The organism is uncultured Boseongicola sp. (assembly GCF_937988555.1).
Lineage (GTDB): Bacteria > Pseudomonadota > Alphaproteobacteria > Rhodobacterales > Rhodobacteraceae > Boseongicola.
The window spans coordinates 1-18,067 of sequence record NZ_CALJXO010000145.1 but is presented as its reverse complement, the minus strand read 5'-3'; the positions used below and the strand labels follow the sequence as shown (position 1 = coordinate 18,067).

The following is an 18,067-nucleotide window of genomic DNA, read 5'->3' as shown; positions in this document are numbered from 1 at the left end:
GTACAATGATAGGCGTTGATCTGGCAAAAAGCGTATTTCAGGTTCGCGGTGCATCGATGACGCGGCAAGTGAAGTTCCGGAAGAAGCTGACACACATGCGGTTTTTGAGGTTCATGGCGGACCATACTCCCACAGTCGTCGCCATGGAGGCATGCGGCAGCGCATATTCTTGGTCGCGCGAGATGGTTCGCCTGGGCCATTAGGCGAAGCTGATCGCACTGCAATGTGTGAAGCCATTCGTATAGCGCCAGAAGAACAATTCTGCTGACGCTGAAGCGATTTTTATCACGGCACAGCGTCCGGAAACGCGGTTTTGGAGCCCAAGTCGAAAGAGCAGCAGGCGCGGGCAATGCTGTTTCGCGGTCGTGAAAGGCTCGTTCGTCAGCGAACAGCATTGGTGAACGCGCTGTGTTCAGACCTCTACGAATATGGCCACATCGTGCCAAAGGGGATAGGCCAGATCAAGCGCATCGAGGCGATCATTGATGAGCCGAACAATAATCTGCCCGACTTGATGCGCGAAGTATTTTACGATCTTCTCGAACAGACCGCTGAGAAAGCGGCTCGGATTGAGCCAAAGTTAGAGAAGCTCAAGGGTGTAGCAGCCGGAACGGGCACGGCGCGCCGGCGGCAGACGATGCCGGGATTAGGCCCGCTCACTGCGCTGGCGATCGAAGCTTTTGCTCCCAACATGGAGGCTTTCAAGCGAGGTCGGGAAGTCGCAGCCTGGCTGGGCTTGGTTCCGCGCCAGCATTCGTCAGGCGGCAAGCAGCGGTTTGGGCGTGTTACAAAGGCAGGGCAAGCCAACATCCGGCGGCTCTTGATTATCGGCGCGATGTCGCGACTGGCCTGACACGGGCGCAGATCGATCCCCGAAGGTTCGTGGCTCGATCGGATGATGGCAAGGACGAAGGGCGGATATTCGGTGTGCCAGTTTTTGGTCTGGTTTGGCCCCTAAATTGCAGACTGGACAAATCGGATTTTATGATGGTTAAACGGATCTTGTATTCGATTTAATGAATGAGAGACCATGGCGTATCCAGGAATCAAAGTACGTGCGCTTCAGGCTTTTGTCGCGGTTTACGAAGAACAGTCGTTCAGCCGTGCGGCAGAGCGTGAAAACACGACGCAGTCGGGCATGTCGACGCAAGTAAAAGGATTAGAGCTGACCCTCGGCACACCGCTTTTGATCCGTGAGCGCAAGAAATTCATGCTCACACCAGAGGGCGAAGTCATTTACCGCGAGGCACAGGGGATTTTGCGATCTTTGATGGCAACCGAACAGGCCGTGCGCGAAATGCAGGGCAGTGTCGGCGGGGTGGTCCGTTTCGGGATGATCCCGTCGTTGACGCGGTCGGTCTTGATCCCCGCGCTGGCGCAATTCAAAGATGAATTCCCCAATGTCGAACTGTCGCTTTTGGAAGAGTACAGCTATTCACTGATGCGGCGCGTGTTGGACGGCGAGCTTGATTTTGCAGTAGTGCCGTCGACTGAGCTTCCCGCGGGGCTGACCGGAAAATTCGTTGGACGAGACCGTGAAATGCTGATTTCAAGCGCAGCGCGACCCAGTAAAACTGCGCATCTAAAGGCCGTTCCACTGTCCGCGTTGTCTGGCGCTCGTTTGATTGTCCCCTCCCGTCTGAATGTACGACGGAATCATTTTGATATGCTGTTTAACAACCACGGCATCAAGCTTGGCGAAACGCTTGAGATGGACGGCATGCTCGCTACATTGGAAATGGTCGCTGCGACCGACTGGGTCGCGATTCTACCTTCGGCTATTTGTTACTCTGACAAGGATGGGTCAATCCGACGCCTAAACCCGATCGAAGACCCGCCCATCAGCCTCGATTACGTTCTAGTAGAAAAGGCCCAAGCGGCCCCGCCCCGCGCCGCCCGTCTTCTCGCGAATTGCCTGACCCATCACATCACAGACATTCTTGCCGATTGGTCCGACAAATTCGATATTGAGAATCCCGAACGTTAGCATCTGAAAATATGATCCTACGGCCACATTTTTTGTGAAATCATGATCCCATCCAATGCGGGGGAAATGGCATGGTCACTGGAATTGTTGGGATCGGCAACATGGGGCGGCCCATGGCTGAGCATCTAAGCGAGGTTGGCGAAACACTGGCTTTGTGGAACCGATCCGCTGGCAAAGCGCAAGGTATCGCTGGCAGCACCGTAATGGAGACCCCTCGCGCGGTGGTCGAAGCGGCGGACATTATACTATCCGTTCTGGCGAATGACGGCGCACTTGATGCCGCCTACCATGGACCGGGCGGCATCTTAGAAGCCGACCTAACCGGCAAGACAATCATTGAGTTCTGCACAACGTCCCCTGCAACCGTCATCGCGCTGGAAAAATCTGTTGAGGCGCGCGGTGGACTGTTTCTGGAATGTCCTGTCAGCGGCAATGTTGTTCCTGCACGCTCAGGTCAACTGATGGGATTGGCTGGCGGAAAGCAGGCCGCCTTCGACAGCGCGCAGCCCTTGTTGGCGAAACTGACCCGCAGGCTTGAACATCTGGGCCCCACAGGATCGGGTGCGGCGATGAAGCTGGCGGTGAACCTGCCGCTGATGGTCTATTGGAGTGCCTTGGGTGAAGCCGTCGGTCTGGCTATGGCGAAGGGCATTGATCCTGCCCTTGCGCTAGATGTGTTGGCCGATAGTTCGGGTGCCATTGGTGCCGCCAAGAAGCGCGTTCCGCCGATCTTGAGCATGTTGGTGGATCAAGACCCCGGAGTTGTCAGCCTCAGCCTGAAGAACGCAATCAAGGATATGAAACTGATGGAGGATTTGGCCGTAAGCAGTGGTGGCCCTTCAGGCGTTATCGCGGCGACGCTGGCAAAAGCAAAAATCGCGGCAGCGAGCGGATGGTCGGACTATGACAATTCGCTGGTTGGCGTATTTGGCCAGGGAAAGGCAACGACATGATTGGCACGGCGCTAGTTGGATATGGTTGGTGGGGTCAACACATTGCACGACGGCTTAAAGATCACCCGCAATTTGATCTGCGTTGCGTGGTTGAACCAGTGATTGCATTGCACGCGGACATTGAAGGCCTTGGACTGACGGTCGCGCAAAACTACGACGTGGCCCTCGCCGATCCAAACGTGCAGGCGGTCATTCTTACATCGCCCAATGACCTGCACGTCAGCCAGATCGCACAGGCCGTAGCCGCGGGAAAGCACGTGTTCTGCGAAAAACCACTGTCGCTGTCATCCGCAGGAGCGCGTGATAGCATTCAGGCCTGCCGCAGCGCGGGTTTGGTGTTGGGCGTGGGTCATGAACGACGGTTTGAACCCGCCATCCTAGCACTGCGCGACCTGCTGGACGCGGGCGCGCTGGGAACGATCATGCACACTGAAATGGCTTTTAGTCATGACAAATTAATCACCTTAACCTCTGACAGTTGGCGCACTACTAAGGCCTTCGCCCCTGCCGCTGGAATGACCCAGATGGGCATTCACCTGACCGATCTGCTGATCGCGTTTTATGGGCCGGTAGCATCCTTGCATGCGATCACCGCTGATCGCAGCTTGGGCTGGGAGACCGGCGACGTTATTACCGTTCAAATGCAATTCAAAGCGGGCATGACTGCCACTTTGCAGGCAATCCTGCACACGCCGCACTTTATCCGGACGCATGTATTTGGCAGCGATATGTGGGTAGAAATTCGCAATGCGACCCATCCCGATACGCCCGGCGGTAAATCGACAATGGAACGCTATCGCAGCATCGACGACGCCGATACAGAGGTCTTTGATTGGAGCGACAGCGTAACCGCCAATCTTGAAGCATTTGGCGCGGCGATCCGTGGTGAAGCGCCCTACCCCTATTCCGACTTCGAATTGCTCCATAATATAGAGGTGTTAGACGCGATTGTGCAATCCGCTGAGACAGGCCAATCTGTCCAGCTCTGAGCGTGGGCGGGCGTATCAAGATTCCAGATAGTCACTATTACGAGCGATGAATTGACCAAACCTGTCCGCCCACCTTACCCTTTGTGAGATATCAGGGGGGATCGGATGTCATCTGATTTGATGCGACATCGTATTTTTGAAGAGCTGCGCGAGGATATCATGTCCTGTGATTTGCAGCCTGGTGAGGAGCTGCGCGAAGTCGCCCTTGCCGAAAAATATGGTGTCTCAAAATCGCCGATCCGCGATGCGCTGCAACGGCTTGAGTTTGAAGGCTTGATTGAAATCGCCCCCCGTCAGGGCCACCGCATTGCGCCAATTTCAATCAGTGACGCCCATGACATCCTTGATCTACGTGAAATTCTGGAAACCGCAATGGCGCGCCGTATTGCAGCCGATGCCAGCATCGAAAACCTCGCTGCGCTGGACGATTTTCGCACGGCGGACCTGTCATCGTTGCCGGAATTTGCCCGCTACAACCGCAACTTCCACGCCAAAATCAACGAATTGTCCGGGAACCGTCGGCACGCTGATACGATGCGCAGTCTGATGGATAATTACGAACGCCTGTGCATCGTGTCCCTGTCGTCGCGCCATCAAGAGGCGAATGCGATGCAGTCCGCGCTGGATGACCACAATAAAATCATCGACGCGCTGCAGTCCCGCGATGGACGCGCTGCCGCCCGCCTTTGCGCCAAACATATCCGAAAATCGCACGTGCAAGTCATGCGCGGGCTGAAAAACCGACCCGTGATCGAGTAACCGATATGTCGCTGCCTGATATTTCACGCGCTGAGAAAATAGTGACCGCGTCTATGCACAAGAAAGCACAAAATGAAGGCTGATCAGATACAAACACACGCCGCCGATCAAGAAGTCGTCGTCAGCGGACGGGGTGTTGAAAAGACATTTGCCGATGGATCCGTGATTGCCCTGCAAGACGCCAATTTCGAGATCAAACGCGGATCGTTTGTATCACTCGTTGGCCCGTCAGGATGTGGTAAGTCCACCCTGTTGCGGTTGATCTCAGGCCTTATCGCACCGACGTCGGGGGAGATCGCGGTCCATGGAACTGCGGTGACTGGGCCGCGCGCCGATATCAGCATGATGTTCCAAAAGGCGACACTACTTGAATGGCGCACCGCGCTTGAGAACGTGCTTTTGCCGACCGAAATCACGGGTACCCCAACTAAGGCCGACAAGAACCGCGCGTTCGATCTTCTCAAGTTGGTTGGGCTTGAGGACTTTGCGTTTTCTTTCCCCGCTCAACTCTCTGGCGGGATGCAGCAACGCGTCGCCCTTGCACGGCTTTTGCAGACGGGCGCTGACATTCTTCTTCTCGATGAACCGTTTGGCGCGCTTGATGAATTCACACGCGAACACCTGAATATGGAATTGATGCGCATTGTTGAAGAGGTCGGGGCCACAGCGATTTTTGTGACTCACAACATCGCAGAAGCGATTTTCTTGGCGGATCAGGTTGTCGTCATGACATCGCGTCCGGGTCGCATGGCCAAGATCGTCAATGTCGATCTTGAACGCCCACGCCCCTTGTCCATTCAGACTTCGGTCGAATTCAACAAACTGGTCGTAGATGTTCGCGAAACACTGGGTGAGATGTAATGGCCGTCCAAGATATAATTCCGGGCCCCCAGCCCTTTGCGGACAGCGCTCGCACACTCGGCCGCAAGCGAATAATGCGTCACGCTGGTTTATTCATCACGCTAGTTTTGCTGTGGGAATTCGGATCACGGATCGGCTGGCTAGACCCGCTGTTTTATCCGCGCCCGTCCAATATCATGTGGTCATTCTGGCTGATATATGTCCAGAACGGCAATGTCTGGTATCATCTTTATGCCACGATGAGCCTTGTTCTTATGGGCTGGATCGGTGGATCAGTCCTGGGAATTGGCCTTGGGGCTTTGGTTGGCTTTAACCCGGTTCTGCGACGTTTTCTAAAGCCCTACGTCATTGTTCTTGAGGCAACACCACGGATCGCCGTCGCGCCCTTGCTGATCGCAGCGCTTGGATTTGGGGCCAGCTCAAAGATCGCGATAATCGTGTTGGTTTGCTTTTTTGCGCCTTTTATCAATACGCTGTCTGGCGTCATAAATGTGGACGAAGAGCGCCTTGAACTGTTCCGGTCTCTGCGGGCATCCAAGATGCAGGTGTTGCGCAAGTTGGTGCTGCCTGATGCAATCCCGATCATTATGGCGGGCGAACGTTTGGCCCTAACGGCGGCCCTGTCAGGCGCCCTTGTGGCTGAATTTATCCAACGCGACGAAGGCATCGGATCGCTGATCCTCGTCTACACGCGCAACTTGAATATGGCATCCGCCTTCGCGTGCATCTTCACGCTGACGATCTTGGGCTTTCTGATTTTCAAGGGCATGGAAAAGATCGATCACTACGTGGCCTTCTGGAAATACGAAAGTGGTCGGGAACGCGTCAGCGTCAAACGTCGCAGTGCAATGGCCCAAGTTGGGGCAAGCAGATAATGTCCGATCAAAAACGCCCAACTTCATTCCGGATATTCGATTTTCTATTCGGGGTTTTGCCGCACCTGATCTTGTTCGCTGTGATCATCGGGCTTTGGGAAATGGCCGTGGTGTCCGGCCTGATCACATCCATTATCATCCCACGCCCTAGCGCGATCGGCAGTGCGATTGTGAAGCTCTACATCACCGAAGGCACGATTTATCGCCACTTCTTCATCACGCTAACCGAAGCAGTGGTTGGCTTTCTGATCGGTGCCGGCATCGCAGTCAGCTTGGCGGTTTGTTCGTCGCTCTCGGAAACCTTCAAGCGGTATGTGATCCCCTATGCGATCGTGTTGAACGTGACACCGGGCATCGCGTTGACCCCCGTTATCATTGCGTGGTTCGGGTATGGAATGGGATCTAAGATCGCGCTGGCTGCAATCATCTCGTTCTTCCCGATCTTCGTGAACACGCTCACAGGGCTTGTTCAGGTTGACGAAGACCGTGAGGAATTGTTCCAGTCTTTGGGCGCCAGCAACTATCAGGTTTTTCGTAAATTCCGCGTCCCAGCAGCGCTGCCTTTGATGTTTGCCGGACTTAAGATCGGTATGACCACAGCCCTGATCGGGGCCGTTGTCGCCGAGTTCGCACAAGCAACTGATGGTGTCGGGGTCCTGATGAGCCGATTCTCATTCCAGCTGAATATGGCAGCGTCGCTCGCCACATTGCTGAGCATGACAGCCATCGGCCTCATCCTTTTTTACACTATGGAGTTTCTAGACGACCGGATCGTGTTCTGGCGTCGAGAGAGCCGTCGCGCGGCTGCGTCACGCGCGCGTGCCCGAGCATGGGAAAACCAGCTCGGAGATAAGACGCGACAAACTCGTTTTTCTGGGAGGAAAATAAAATGAAGATGTTCAAAGCAATAATGCTGTCCACTACTATGGCCGTGGTCGCTGCGCCAAGCGTAAGTTTCGCGCAGGACACTACAATCAGCGTGATCAAACCGACGCCACGTTCCGCAGTGTTCTTTCCGCTCGTTGTGGGCGAGGCGCTTGGCTATTTTGCAGATGAAGGGATCACCGTTAATCTTTTGCCATCTGACACGTCGATCCCTTACGTGGCATTCATTCAAAACGGTCAGGCCGATCTTGCGATGCTTGACCCGAATGAAACGATCAATGCGCTGAATGCAGGTGCAAATATCAACACCGTGTATGAAGTGATGCAGAACGCACCCGAAGGCATCGCGGTGCTGGCAGGTGGCGAATACACGTCTATGGAAAGTCTCGTGGGCACCACTGTCGGTCTGGTTTCCGACCGTGACCGTGCATTCCTGCAGGCAGCCCTCGATATCGCTGGGAACACAATCGATGATGTCCAGACGGTTGTGTTGGGCGAAAGTGGCCCAACCCTCGCCGCGGCAATCCGCGACGGAAATGTATCAGCGATTTCCGGTTCAGTGTTTGACTGGGCCGCCCTTGTGGCCAACGGGATCGAACTTGATCAGGTAACACCAGAAGAACTGCTGGCCAGCCCCGCGAACACCCTCGCGATGAACGCCGATATGATCGAGGAGAAGCGCGAAGCAATGGAAGGTTTCTTCCGCGCTTGGTCCAAAGGCATGCACGTGGGCGCCACAAACCCAGATGCGGTTGAGGCGATGCTGCGTCAGGCTGTGCCTGAAGAGTGGGAAGTTGAGGCCGCCGGTATGGGCCTGTTCCAGGGCGTCCTGCCCATGAACATCTCAACCACTGAGCGTATGGGCGATATGCAATCTGATGTCTGGACCAACGTGCAGCCACGTATGCTGTCATCCGGTGCGATCGAGAAGATGGTCGACGTGTCGACGTTCCTGAACGACACCTACATCGAGGCTGCGAACGATTTCGACAAAGCGGTTGTTGAGGCTGACGCCGCAGCGTGGCTTGCAGAAAACCAGTAAGGCAGCCTTTCAGGCAATATGAAAAGCCGTTGCCGGATCAATTCGGCAACGGGCAACTCCCCCCTAACCAATTTCAGCAGGACTCTCATCTATGACCCATTCCACCATCGACACCCACAAAATAGGTGATGCCGTCAACCGCTACGGACCGACGTCTGCGCGCCCCACACCCGCAAAGCCCGGTCGGCTTTCGACTTTGACCGTGGACAGCCACGCGCATGTTTTGATCCCAGAAGCTGCCAAGTATATGGTGCCCTATGTTGATCTCAGCCGGATCGCGATGATCAAATATGCCAACGAATACACCAACATCGTCAACGCCCAGCAGGAAGCTGACCGTGGCCCCGTCGCGATGCAAGACATCGAAGACCGGATGCGGGTTCTTGACGCGCAAGGCATCAACATGCAGATCGTCGCGCCACCGCCACCGCAGTGCTATTATCAATCCCCGATTGAACATGCCGCAGTCGCCAGCCGGATGGTTAATGATGGAATAGCCGAATGGGTCGGCCACAACCCCGACCGCTTTGCTGGGCTGGGAACCGTGCCGCTGCAAGACCCAGATGAGGCCGCGACCGAGCTTGAGCGTGCGATGAGTCTGGGCCTTAAGGGTGTAATGCTGCTCACGAATATGGATAGCGAAGAAATCAGCGCCGACCGGTTTCGCCCCTTCTGGAAGAAGGCCGAAGAGCTAGGCGCGGTTGTTATGATCCACCCGAATGGTTTTACCGAAGGGGCACGTTTCAGCGAGTACTATTTCCAAAATGTTATCGGCAACCCGCTCGAGACGACTACGGCACTGCACTACATCATTTTCAACGGTCTGCTACGGGATATGCCTGACCTTAAGATTTTTGCGGTCCACGGCGGCGGCTATCTGCCATCCTATTCGGGCCGGATCGACCACGCATGGGGTGCGCGCAAAGATTGCGAAGTGAACCTGCCAGAACCGCCGACAAACTACCTCAAGAAAATCTGGATTGATGGCGTGGTCTTCACCGGTCACCAGCTTGAATATCTGGTGCAGCAGTATGGTGCGGATAAGGTCATCATGGGCAGCGATTATCCCTTCGACATGGCCGATTATGACCCCGTTGAACATATCGTAAGCTCCAATTTGTCTGACGAAGACAAAGCCAAAGTGGCAGGCCTTACCGCTCAGAAACTGTTTGGTCTCGGCTGAAAATAGAAAGGTCGCAACATGAAAGTTGGCATTATCGGTTTGGGCATCATGGGCAGCGCCTATGCAGCCAATTTGTTGAAAGCTGGCATTTCGGTTGCAGGGGCTGACCCCGATATCATAGGCCGCGAACAGCTTGAAATCGCAGGTGGCAAAACCCATGAGACCGTCGGGCCATGGTTAACAGAATGCGACCTTGTGATTATTTCCGTCGCCTCGACTTCAGTCTTGGCGGCGGTAACCAAAGAACTTGGGGAGGTTCTGAACCCCGGTCAGGTTGTGATGGAAACAGGAACTTTCGCCATGGCTGACAAGCTTGCGGCGAAAGCGGCGGTGGAGTTGGGTGGCGCTATTCTGCTCGATACTCCAGTCAGTGGAACGGGTAAACAAGCAGCAACGGCAGATCTGGTCATCATGGCCTCTGGCCCGAGCGACGCCATTGCCCATGCAACGCCCTACATGGAACACCTTTGCCATACGATCATGCACGCCGGCGAATTTGGTGCAGGCTCAAAACTCAAATACGTCGCCAACCATGCGGTCGCCCTGCACAATTGTGCGGCAGCCGAAACGCTGCACTACGCAGATTCGCTCGGCGTGGATCGCGATGTGGTCTACCAAATGCTATCCAAGGGCGCGGGGCAGTCCAAGATGCTCGATTTGCGGATGCCTTTGATGATCTCAGGCAACTATACACCGGCGACGGCACATATGGCGATGTTCGAAAAAGACCTGTCGATCATTGGTGCTGATATTCGCGCCCAAGGCATCACCACCCCGATGTTTGATGCAGTATCAGACCTTTATGACAAAAGCTGGACGCTTGTGCCGCAAGACTACGACACCGCCGCTATATTCGAAGTTTACCGCGATATCGACGGTAAGGTTTGACGCCTGCTCTGATCTGGGCTTGCGGCAAGTGTTGGTGAACTTGTTTTGATCGGCAACCTTCCAATGATGTCTGCATCGCAGGGCTTTGCATCCCTCATCGCTGTGGCCGCATTGGTCACAACCATTTCAACGTCAGACCTATCCTTGCAGGTCTTGGCGATCTCCGCCGCTGGGATCACATCCTTTGCCACGCGCAGCCTTCCCGAAGCGACAACCGCAATCCTAATTTTTCTGGCATTTCTCGCCATTGACGTGGTGCCACAAGAGGTCGTTTTCTCCGGATTTGCGGCGAGCGGTTTCTGGCTATTAGTCGGAGGGTTGGTGATTGGAGCTGCCATCACATCTTCGGGCCTTGGCGATCAGATCGCGCGCCGGATTTATGTACATACCGGGGGGTCATACGGCAGGGCTGTCTGGTTCTTGTCTCTGGGTGGCTTGGCTTTGGGTGCCTTTGTGCCTTCCGCCATTCCAAGGGTCATCGTCATCATGCCCATTACACTTTCACTGGCCCGGACCATGGGCATGATACCAGGGTCGCGCGGCCACACCGGTCTATTGATGAGCGCCGCGATGATGACGCTTGTGCCGACATATACATTCCTGACAGCCAACCTGCCCACAATTGTGGAAATGGGGGCGATTGAAATCCTCTATGATCAGCACATCAGCTATGGGGCGTATTTCATCCAAAACGCCCCGATCAATGTGGTGCGGTTTGGGGTGCTATTGATAATGTTGCTGACCTTTGGACGCGGGACCAAGTCGACAAGTGAGCCGCTGACCGACACTGGTGACAGCCCCGATCTGACAACTGAGCAACAACGGCTTTTGTATGTACTCATTTTCGCCATCGGTTTATGGGCGAGTGATACGTGGCACGGCATTGCCCCTGCCTGGGTTGCTTTGACGGCAGCGATGGCCCTATTTTTGCCCGGCGTTGGGATCTTCGGGCCGCAAGCAATGAAAACCGAAATCGACTTTTCTATCGCCTTCCTGATCGCCTCGGTATTTTGCATCAGCGCCGTTATGACCGAGATTGGGCTAGGCGCGCAGATCGCCGAGCTTGTCGTGCCAGCTTTGCGCCTTGGGCAGGGCAACAGCCTTTGGGATGTTTCAGTGATCATAGGGTTTTCTTCGGCCTTGTCGCATCTGACGATTGCACCAGCGACCCCGATCGTGCTGGCACCTTTGGCGTCTTCAATGAGCGAAGCGACGGGCTGGTCGATCAAGGCCGTGGCAATGGCGCATAATGTCGGCTTTTCGACCACAGCACTGCCGTATCAATCGCCTCCACTTTTGATCGGGATTGCCATGGCGCGCATTCCTGTCGGTGCGTTGACACGGCTGTGCCTGATCTCGGCCTTGGTGACCAGCGTGCTGGGGATACCGCTGACATGGGTCTGGTGGGTTTGGTTGGGCGTGATCTAGGGCCACTTATCTTTGACAGCGATGCAGATATTTGGTCATATCCATGCAAACGATTGCGCGAGCGTGATACGTAGGGGACCAAAATGTGATAACCGCAGATATCATCGTTGCTGGCGCTGGCCACAACAGCCTCGTTACCGCCTGCTATTTGGCCTCCGCTGGATATTCCTGCGCAATTCTAGATGCGCGTGCCGTGCCGGGTGGCGGAGCGACGACCGAGGAAATCCTTGGGCCGGGTTACGCTATCGACACCTGTTCAACCGGACACACTCTCATCCAGCAGAATCCACTGATCCGCCTAGATGAGCTTGGGCTGGTTGCAAAACATGGGCTGTCCTACATTGATCCTGATCCCGTGGCCCATGTGGCGCTGCCTGACGGCGAGCAGATCACAATGTTTCTTGATCCCGAAAAGACGATTCGCGAATATGCGCGGTTTTCTGAGCAGGATGCCGAAAGTTATAGGACGCTTCTGACCGAGTTCGCAGAACTTCGCCCAATGCTGGCCGAGGCCCGATCCAAGCCAATCGGGCATGGCAAATCACTGGCAGAAATACTGGCCGCGCACCCGCGTGGCGGCATCTGGTCCCGGCGCATGGCGATGAGCGCGAACGATGTGATCTGCCACGAATTCAAGAACCGCCACATCCGCGCCTTTATGGGCTGGATGGCATTTCAAACCGCTGTCCCGATTGATCAGGCTGGCACCGGGCTTTTGGCCTATCAGATTATTGCGCCACGTCAGGCGCGAAGCTGGTCGATCCCCAGGGGCGGCTCTGGCCGATTGATCGACGCGCTGGTGGGTTATCTACGTGATCACGGCGCAGAGTTTCATTGCGATACCCAAGTGAACGAACTGATCCTTGATGGAGAGCGTTGCGTGGGCGTGCGGGCGGATGACGGGCGCGAGTTTCGGGCGCGCAAGGCCGTGGTATCGACCATTCATGTCAAACATCTTGCACAGATGGCCCCGAAAAGCGCTTGGGGCGAAAGCTTTGTCTTTGGCGCAGAAACTTACAATGTTGGCGTGCCGTTCTTCGCCTCCTACATAGCGACGATGGCCCCACCGGTTTTCAAAACGGCTCGCGGCGACGTCACGGCGGTTTCGGCCGGCTATGCAGGTTGGCTAGAGGATTTGGTCCAGTCAGGCCGGGACATTTACGACGGTGTAATGAGCAAGAATATTCAATGGATGTTAGCAGCGACTCCGTCGCTTGCTGACGCTGGGCGCGCGCCGGAAGGGCACCATACGGTCAAGCTATTGACCCACACAATCTATGATTTACCCGGAACAGGCCCGGCCGGATGGGAAGGTCTGAAAGAACAATTTGCCGACAGGCTCGTTGAGATCGTGCAGCGTTTTTGCCCTGGCTTCACCGACGACGTCATCCTGTCGCGCCTGACCAAATCGCCGGTTGATATTGAGGTCGCAAACCAGCACATGATCCACGGTGCACCACATGGCGGCGACCGGTCCTACACTTTCTCAGGGCCGCAGCGACCAGTGCCAGGCTGGGCCGCGCATAAGATGCCGATACCTGGACTTTATCAGACGGGCGGCACAACGCATCCGGGCGGATCGATCACTGGGATACCGGGACGCAATGCGGCGATGGTCGTGCTTGGCGATCTGGGTGAGACCGTTTCGGATTTCATGGAGCTTTAGCCGCCAAGCTTAGGAAAATTGTCATGCCAATTGTTTGCAAAGCAAAAGATAGAACGGCGCACGGGCGCGATTTGCGGCCTGAAGAAGCGATCCTCAAAACCGACAGTTGTGAGGTGTATCGTTTGATCGTTGCGCCGGGAGAGCGTCTGTCCGAACACGTTGGCGCCGATGATATAATCTGGTTTCTGGTCCTTTCCGGTCGCGCATCATTTGGCGATGACAGTATCGACGGATCAACTGTTGTTGTGGCTGGGCCGGACTGCCAGCTTACTCTGGTGGCCACAGAAACGCTTGAACTGCTGTGGGTTAAGGTGCCACGGGCCAGTCGGTTTGATGCAGGTATCGGGCCAGCCAACGGCATCTGCCTAGTTGACTGGAAACGCGAACCGGTGCTGCAATCAGAACACGATGCCCGCACACGGATTTATATGACAACACCTGCATTGTCAGGCACAACTGCCGTGAAGGCCGAAGTGATCACCTACCCCGCAGGGGCCGCAGCGCCGGAACATTATCACGAGGGCGCGGAGCACTTTCAATATGTCATATCGGGGTCGGGAACAGCGGTCCTAAACGGTGACGAGCAGCCCTTAGAGGCCGGCGATATCCTTTATAATTTCCCCAATGAGTGGCATTACTTCGTTACCGATCCGGCGGCAGAAGACGCGTTTGTTTTCGTCGAGCTGTTCGTTCCCGGGAAGTGCAAGACGATCTGGGTCGAAGACGCCAATGCCTGTGCTTGGCTGCCGACCGGGAAAGATGTACGCGGTGCTGTTCCAGTTCGGGAGATTGCCTATCATGTACATGGCGAAGACGCAGGGCTTTGAATCTGTGCCGACGCCGTTGATTAGTGGCGCATAATGACAGACCCTACCCTGTTTTGGACTGCGGCCCTCGCGGCGGCGTTCTTTGTGGGCGGCAGCAAGGGTGGGCTGCCGGTGATCGCGCTTTTAAGCGTGCCGACAATGTCGCTGGTGATGTCACCAATGCAGGGGGCCGCATTGCTGTTGCCGGTCTATCTGGTCAGCGATGTCTTTGGCATCTGGATTTACCGGCACTCTTTTTCTCGCAGGAACCTCGTGATCCTGATACCAGCGGCAGCGACTGGCGTTTTTGCAGGCTGGCTATTGGCGGGGGACACAGACGAAAACGTAGTGCGGGTGATTATCGGCTGTGTTGGGTTAACGTTTCTTGCGATGCGGCAGCGCAGCCGAATGATTGGCAAGCGCAATCCCCAACCTGCGGACGTCCCGCGCGGGCTGATCTGGGGCAGCGTGTCTGGCTTTACCAGCTTTGTCTCACATGCAGGCGGCCCTGCATTTCAGCTTTACGTCCTGCCACAGCAACTGCCAAAGCTGATGTTCGCGGGCACCTCAACGATCTTGTTTGCCATCATCAACGTGATGAAAGTTCCGCCCTACCTTGCATTAGGGCTGATTGAATGGGGCGATCTGCGTACCGTCGCGATCCTGTCCCCAATGGCGATCTTTGGAGCTTGGGTTGGCTACCGCCTGACGCGGCTAATTCCGCAGCGTACATTTTTCATCGTCGTAGAGATTGCGCTGTTCCTGATCTCGGTGAACCTGATCCGCGTTGGACTAAGCAGCTGAATCTCTTAGGTTGCGATCGGGTCGCGTCGGATTTTCATCTTGGCACGGTCGCGGCAAAGCGCATGCAGAAAGCAGGTAGCCTCGGCAATACGCATAACCTCGCGCGCGGTGTCGTCCTCGATTCCGGTATCCATGTAGACATGGGTTTCGACCGGGTCGCTCGTGCCGCCCTGCCCGCTACCACCCGATGCGCCACCTTGGGTAAAATACAAGTCCTGCACCACGCGGTAGGCGTTGACTGGCAGTTTAGCCATGTGGGAATAGCGTCCGATCTGGGTCATGAAGCAGAAAGCGAGACCAATCGCAAAATAGCTGCCGGCATCTGGGGCGATAGCTGAACCAGCATCCGGTCGGTCGTCGACTATGAATACCCAAGAAGACGAACATTCCTTGTATTGCTCGCGCAGGCACTCGTAAGTGCCATCGGGTCGCACCCGGCAGATTGTGCGCAAGTGCAGCAAAATCTTGGAGCCATCAAGAGCCGGAGCTGGTTCCGGCTCAGCTGCGATACGGCGGGCCATGTCTTCTTCTGACAGTGTGATCTCGGCCAGTGGCTGATGGCGGTTTGCATCTGCTGTTGGTCCTAGCTCTGCAATCAGATCGCCGGGATCAGCAAGGGCGTCGCCGGGTATGGCCGCGACTTTCACCGGGTCAATTAGTACGCCGTTATGCGTGAGACTGAAGAGGCTTATCTTTTCATCCCGCACCAGACCGTTAACAGGGGCTGCAGCGATGGCGTCCATAATCAGTTGCCGGGTTTCCTCGGCACTTGCGGTGCTTTGACAATCCAGTGAAACCTCTGGCGACATCGCGCTTGAGACCATTGTGCCACGGGGGAATGAGCCATCGCGGTAGTAGAAGTTTTCGACAACCAACACTGGATTTTCCAGTGTAATCTTCCGCTGTGAGGCCAGTGCTAGCAGTTCGGTCATGAACGATGCGGCCATGCCGACACCAACAAAGCTAAGCGGGTTGGGGGCCACGTTGCGGCCGCCCAGATGCGCGCCCTCATCAGAGGCAAAGCGCCACGCCCGCCCGGTCAGGCCCGACAGGGTAACACCTTCTTTTTGGATGCCTTCAAGCGAACGGATCCAAGCTCGGATCGATTGACCGTGCCGGTTCGGCGGGGCCTCTAGGCCTACCGTGTCGAGGTAATCGACGGCATAAATCACCGGGCGTCCGATCTCTTCAAGTGTTGTGTCTGTCATGATCAAAGCTTTCCTTCAGGTGAGCTTGAGTCGCGTGGTGACTGCATGATGGGGCGGTTCATCATCAATAAGAACCCTTACGACATTTTCCCAGGCTTGCGCGAACAGATGTTGGAAGGCCTGTTGGCTAACGCCGGCGATATGCGGTGTGAGGATCAGTCGGGCAGAGGCCGTGGCGCTGAGCGTCAAAAGCGGGTTGTCGGCGGTGGGTGGTTCGGTGCTGTAAACATCGACCGCCGCTCCGCCAATCCGGCCCGCTTCTAGCGCGGCGGCAAGTGCTGCCTCATCCACGATGCTGCCCCGCGCGGCGTTGATCAGGATGGCATCGGGTTTCATGAGCGCCAGTCGCGCGGCGTCTATCAGATTTCGTGTGCTGTCTATTAGCGGTACATGAAGGCTGACTATATCGGCAGTCATCAAAAGGTCGTCTAGACTGTGCGGCTGCGCCCCAATCCGGTCAAGTGCGGTGCTGTCGCGGGTCGGTCCAGTATCGTGATACGAAATCTGCGCACCCATCGCGTGGCATCGCTCCGCGACGGCCAGACCGATGATGCCCAGGCCGACAATGCCGACGGTCAATCCGCCCAGCCCCTTAAGATTTGCGGCAACCATTGCGGCACGGTGGGCCGCATAGTTGCCGTCGCGCAGCGGCTCGGTTGCGGCAAAAAACCCCCGACTGATTGCGATGGCATTTGCAGTGACATACTCGGCCACAGCCGCGTTGGATCCGCCGGGCACATTAGCCAGTGCGATGCCTTCTTGCGTCAGAACAGCTTGGTCGACGCGGTCAAGCCCCGCGCCAGTGATCTGCACAAGCCGCAGGGCTGTGCTGCGAAAAAGGTCAGAGGAAAGTGCAGGGCCAACCGCCGGGATTACCAGCGCCCGGACCTGCTGCATCACGTCGGGAACATCCGCGTCGATGGAGTCGCGATAGATGATATCGAGGCCCTCGGGCGGCGTGACCCCAACGGCATGGAAATTGGCCTCGGGCCGCAGGCAAAGCACGTCAGGCATTGTTGGGACCTGCTGTCTCCGTCAAAACGGTGATTTCGGGACATGGGAAATAGCACAGCAAGGTCAACACAACGGTGCCAGTGTTGCGCGTCACATGCTGCTCGTTCGCCGCAATATGGATGGTGTCGCCAGGCTCCATCGCAAAGCTCGCGCCCTCAACCCATGTGATCCCCTGCCCTGACAATACATGGATGCATTCAGAACAGTCGGGATGCCAGTGCGGCGGGCGCGCGGTATCCCCTGCTTGGGGCACCGCGATCTCGACAAACCGCAGCGCGCAGTCCGCACTCTGCGCGCCGGACAGGATTTCACGCGACCTCCGTCCCGGAAGATTCAATTCGACAGCGTCCTTTAGCGTGACTTTGGTTGCCATAACCTATTCCGTCGCCTCGGTTTCTGTGGACGCGCCCTGAATCCTGTCGAGTTGCGCGAAGATGGCTGTCGCCTCGGTCGCAATGGCACTGGCGATATCTGCAATCATCTTGCGGCCACGGTCGGCGGTTGCGGGCGAAGGGTCGCCATACCAGCCGGTCGGCGCGATCGAGCGAATATCGGTCAGAATCGGCACAAAGCTGCGGGTGCGGCGCAGTTTGTCCATGTGTTCGCCTTGCCGCTTTTCAGATGACTTCTGTACGCGATCAAGATGCACAAGGTGGCCATGATCCGGCAGCACTGCCAGCGCCTCGATTTCGCCGGCATGAGTCAACCCGTTACAATCC

General features: G+C 56.1%; 19 protein-coding genes and 1 pseudogene. 16 read left to right on the top strand and 4 right to left on the bottom strand.

Going from position 1 to position 18,067, the window contains the following annotated elements; genetic code table 11:
• The 16 genes and pseudogenes from Q1B15_RS07980 to Q1B15_RS07905 all read left to right on the top strand — a co-directional run.
• Positions 1-203: pseudogene (locus Q1B15_RS07980) on the top strand (IS110 family transposase); the annotation flags it as partial.
• A gap of 146 nt (positions 204-349) precedes the next feature.
• Complete coding sequence (locus Q1B15_RS07975; RefSeq protein ID WP_299752684.1) at positions 350-853, top strand: transposase; 504 nt, start codon at positions 350-352, stop codon at positions 851-853.
• Positions 854-1,030: 177 nt separating this feature from the next.
• Positions 1,031-1,987 (top strand): LysR family transcriptional regulator, encoded by a 957-nt coding sequence (locus tag Q1B15_RS07970; RefSeq protein ID WP_299752681.1) that lies wholly within the window; start codon positions 1,031-1,033, stop codon positions 1,985-1,987.
• Between the two features lie 71 nt (positions 1,988-2,058).
• On the top strand, positions 2,059-2,940 hold the full coding sequence (locus Q1B15_RS07965; RefSeq protein ID WP_299752678.1) for an NAD(P)-dependent oxidoreductase: 882 nt from the start codon (positions 2,059-2,061) through the stop codon (positions 2,938-2,940).
• A complete protein-coding gene (locus Q1B15_RS07960; protein ID WP_299752675.1) occupies positions 2,937-3,929 on the top strand; it encodes a Gfo/Idh/MocA family oxidoreductase in 993 nt (330 codons plus the stop codon). The genes Q1B15_RS07965 and Q1B15_RS07960 overlap by 4 nt, the downstream gene beginning before the upstream one ends.
• A 105-nt stretch (positions 3,930-4,034) precedes the next feature.
• Positions 4,035-4,688: a GntR family transcriptional regulator gene (locus Q1B15_RS07955; protein WP_299752672.1), complete on the top strand. Its 654-nt coding sequence runs from the start codon at positions 4,035-4,037 to the stop codon at positions 4,686-4,688.
• 72 nt (positions 4,689-4,760) lie between these two features.
• Positions 4,761-5,549 (top strand): ABC transporter ATP-binding protein, encoded by a 789-nt coding sequence (locus tag Q1B15_RS07950; protein ID WP_299752669.1) that lies wholly within the window; start codon positions 4,761-4,763, stop codon positions 5,547-5,549.
• Positions 5,549-6,424: an ABC transporter permease gene (locus Q1B15_RS07945; RefSeq protein WP_299752666.1), complete on the top strand. Its 876-nt coding sequence runs from the start codon at positions 5,549-5,551 to the stop codon at positions 6,422-6,424. Before Q1B15_RS07950 ends, Q1B15_RS07945 begins: the two co-directional genes overlap by 1 nt.
• On the top strand, positions 6,424-7,317 hold the full coding sequence (locus tag Q1B15_RS07940) for an ABC transporter permease (RefSeq protein ID WP_299752663.1): 894 nt from the start codon (positions 6,424-6,426) through the stop codon (positions 7,315-7,317). The genes Q1B15_RS07945 and Q1B15_RS07940 overlap by 1 nt, the downstream gene beginning before the upstream one ends.
• Entirely contained in the window at positions 7,314-8,351 is a 1,038-nt protein-coding gene (locus tag Q1B15_RS07935; RefSeq protein WP_299752659.1) for an ABC transporter substrate-binding protein, read from the top strand. The genes Q1B15_RS07940 and Q1B15_RS07935 overlap by 4 nt, the downstream gene beginning before the upstream one ends.
• 91 nt (positions 8,352-8,442) lie before the next feature.
• Entirely contained in the window at positions 8,443-9,534 is a 1,092-nt protein-coding gene (locus Q1B15_RS07930; RefSeq protein ID WP_299752656.1) for an amidohydrolase family protein, read from the top strand.
• Between the two features lie 18 nt (positions 9,535-9,552).
• Positions 9,553-10,422, top strand: coding sequence for an NAD(P)-dependent oxidoreductase (locus Q1B15_RS07925; protein ID WP_299752653.1), 870 nt, complete (start codon positions 9,553-9,555; stop codon positions 10,420-10,422).
• A gap of 63 nt (positions 10,423-10,485) precedes the next feature.
• Positions 10,486-11,850 (top strand): SLC13 family permease, encoded by a 1,365-nt coding sequence (locus tag Q1B15_RS07920; RefSeq protein WP_299752650.1) that lies wholly within the window; start codon positions 10,486-10,488, stop codon positions 11,848-11,850.
• An 85-nt stretch (positions 11,851-11,935) separates the two neighbouring features.
• Entirely contained in the window at positions 11,936-13,516 is a 1,581-nt protein-coding gene (locus tag Q1B15_RS07915; protein WP_299752647.1) for an NAD(P)/FAD-dependent oxidoreductase, read from the top strand.
• A 23-nt stretch (positions 13,517-13,539) separates the two neighbouring features.
• Positions 13,540-14,343 carry a cupin domain-containing protein gene (locus Q1B15_RS07910; RefSeq protein WP_299752644.1) on the top strand — a complete coding sequence of 268 codons (804 nt, stop codon included), beginning with the start codon at positions 13,540-13,542 and terminating at the stop codon, positions 14,341-14,343.
• Positions 14,344-14,376: 33 nt separating this feature from the next.
• Positions 14,377-15,126 (top strand): sulfite exporter TauE/SafE family protein, encoded by a 750-nt coding sequence (locus Q1B15_RS07905; RefSeq protein ID WP_299752642.1) that lies wholly within the window; start codon positions 14,377-14,379, stop codon positions 15,124-15,126.
• Positions 15,127-15,131: 5 nt separating this feature from the next.
• Here the strand turns inward: Q1B15_RS07905 and Q1B15_RS07900 are convergent, their stop codons facing one another.
• The 4 genes from Q1B15_RS07900 to Q1B15_RS07885 form a co-directional block, all read right to left on the bottom strand.
• Positions 15,132-16,334, bottom strand: coding sequence for an OsmC family protein (locus Q1B15_RS07900; protein ID WP_299752638.1), 1,203 nt, complete (start codon positions 16,332-16,334; stop codon positions 15,132-15,134).
• Between the two features lie 15 nt (positions 16,335-16,349).
• Positions 16,350-17,348: an NAD(P)-dependent oxidoreductase gene (locus Q1B15_RS07895; protein WP_299752635.1), complete on the bottom strand. Its 999-nt coding sequence runs from the start codon at positions 17,346-17,348 to the stop codon at positions 16,350-16,352.
• Positions 17,341-17,721 (bottom strand): cupin domain-containing protein, encoded by a 381-nt coding sequence (locus Q1B15_RS07890; RefSeq protein ID WP_299752632.1) that lies wholly within the window; start codon positions 17,719-17,721, stop codon positions 17,341-17,343. Before Q1B15_RS07890 ends, Q1B15_RS07895 begins: the two co-directional genes overlap by 8 nt.
• A 3-nt stretch (positions 17,722-17,724) precedes the next feature.
• A partial coding sequence (locus Q1B15_RS07885) for a creatininase family protein (RefSeq protein WP_299752629.1) occupies positions 17,725-18,067 on the bottom strand: 343 nt, incomplete at its 5' end.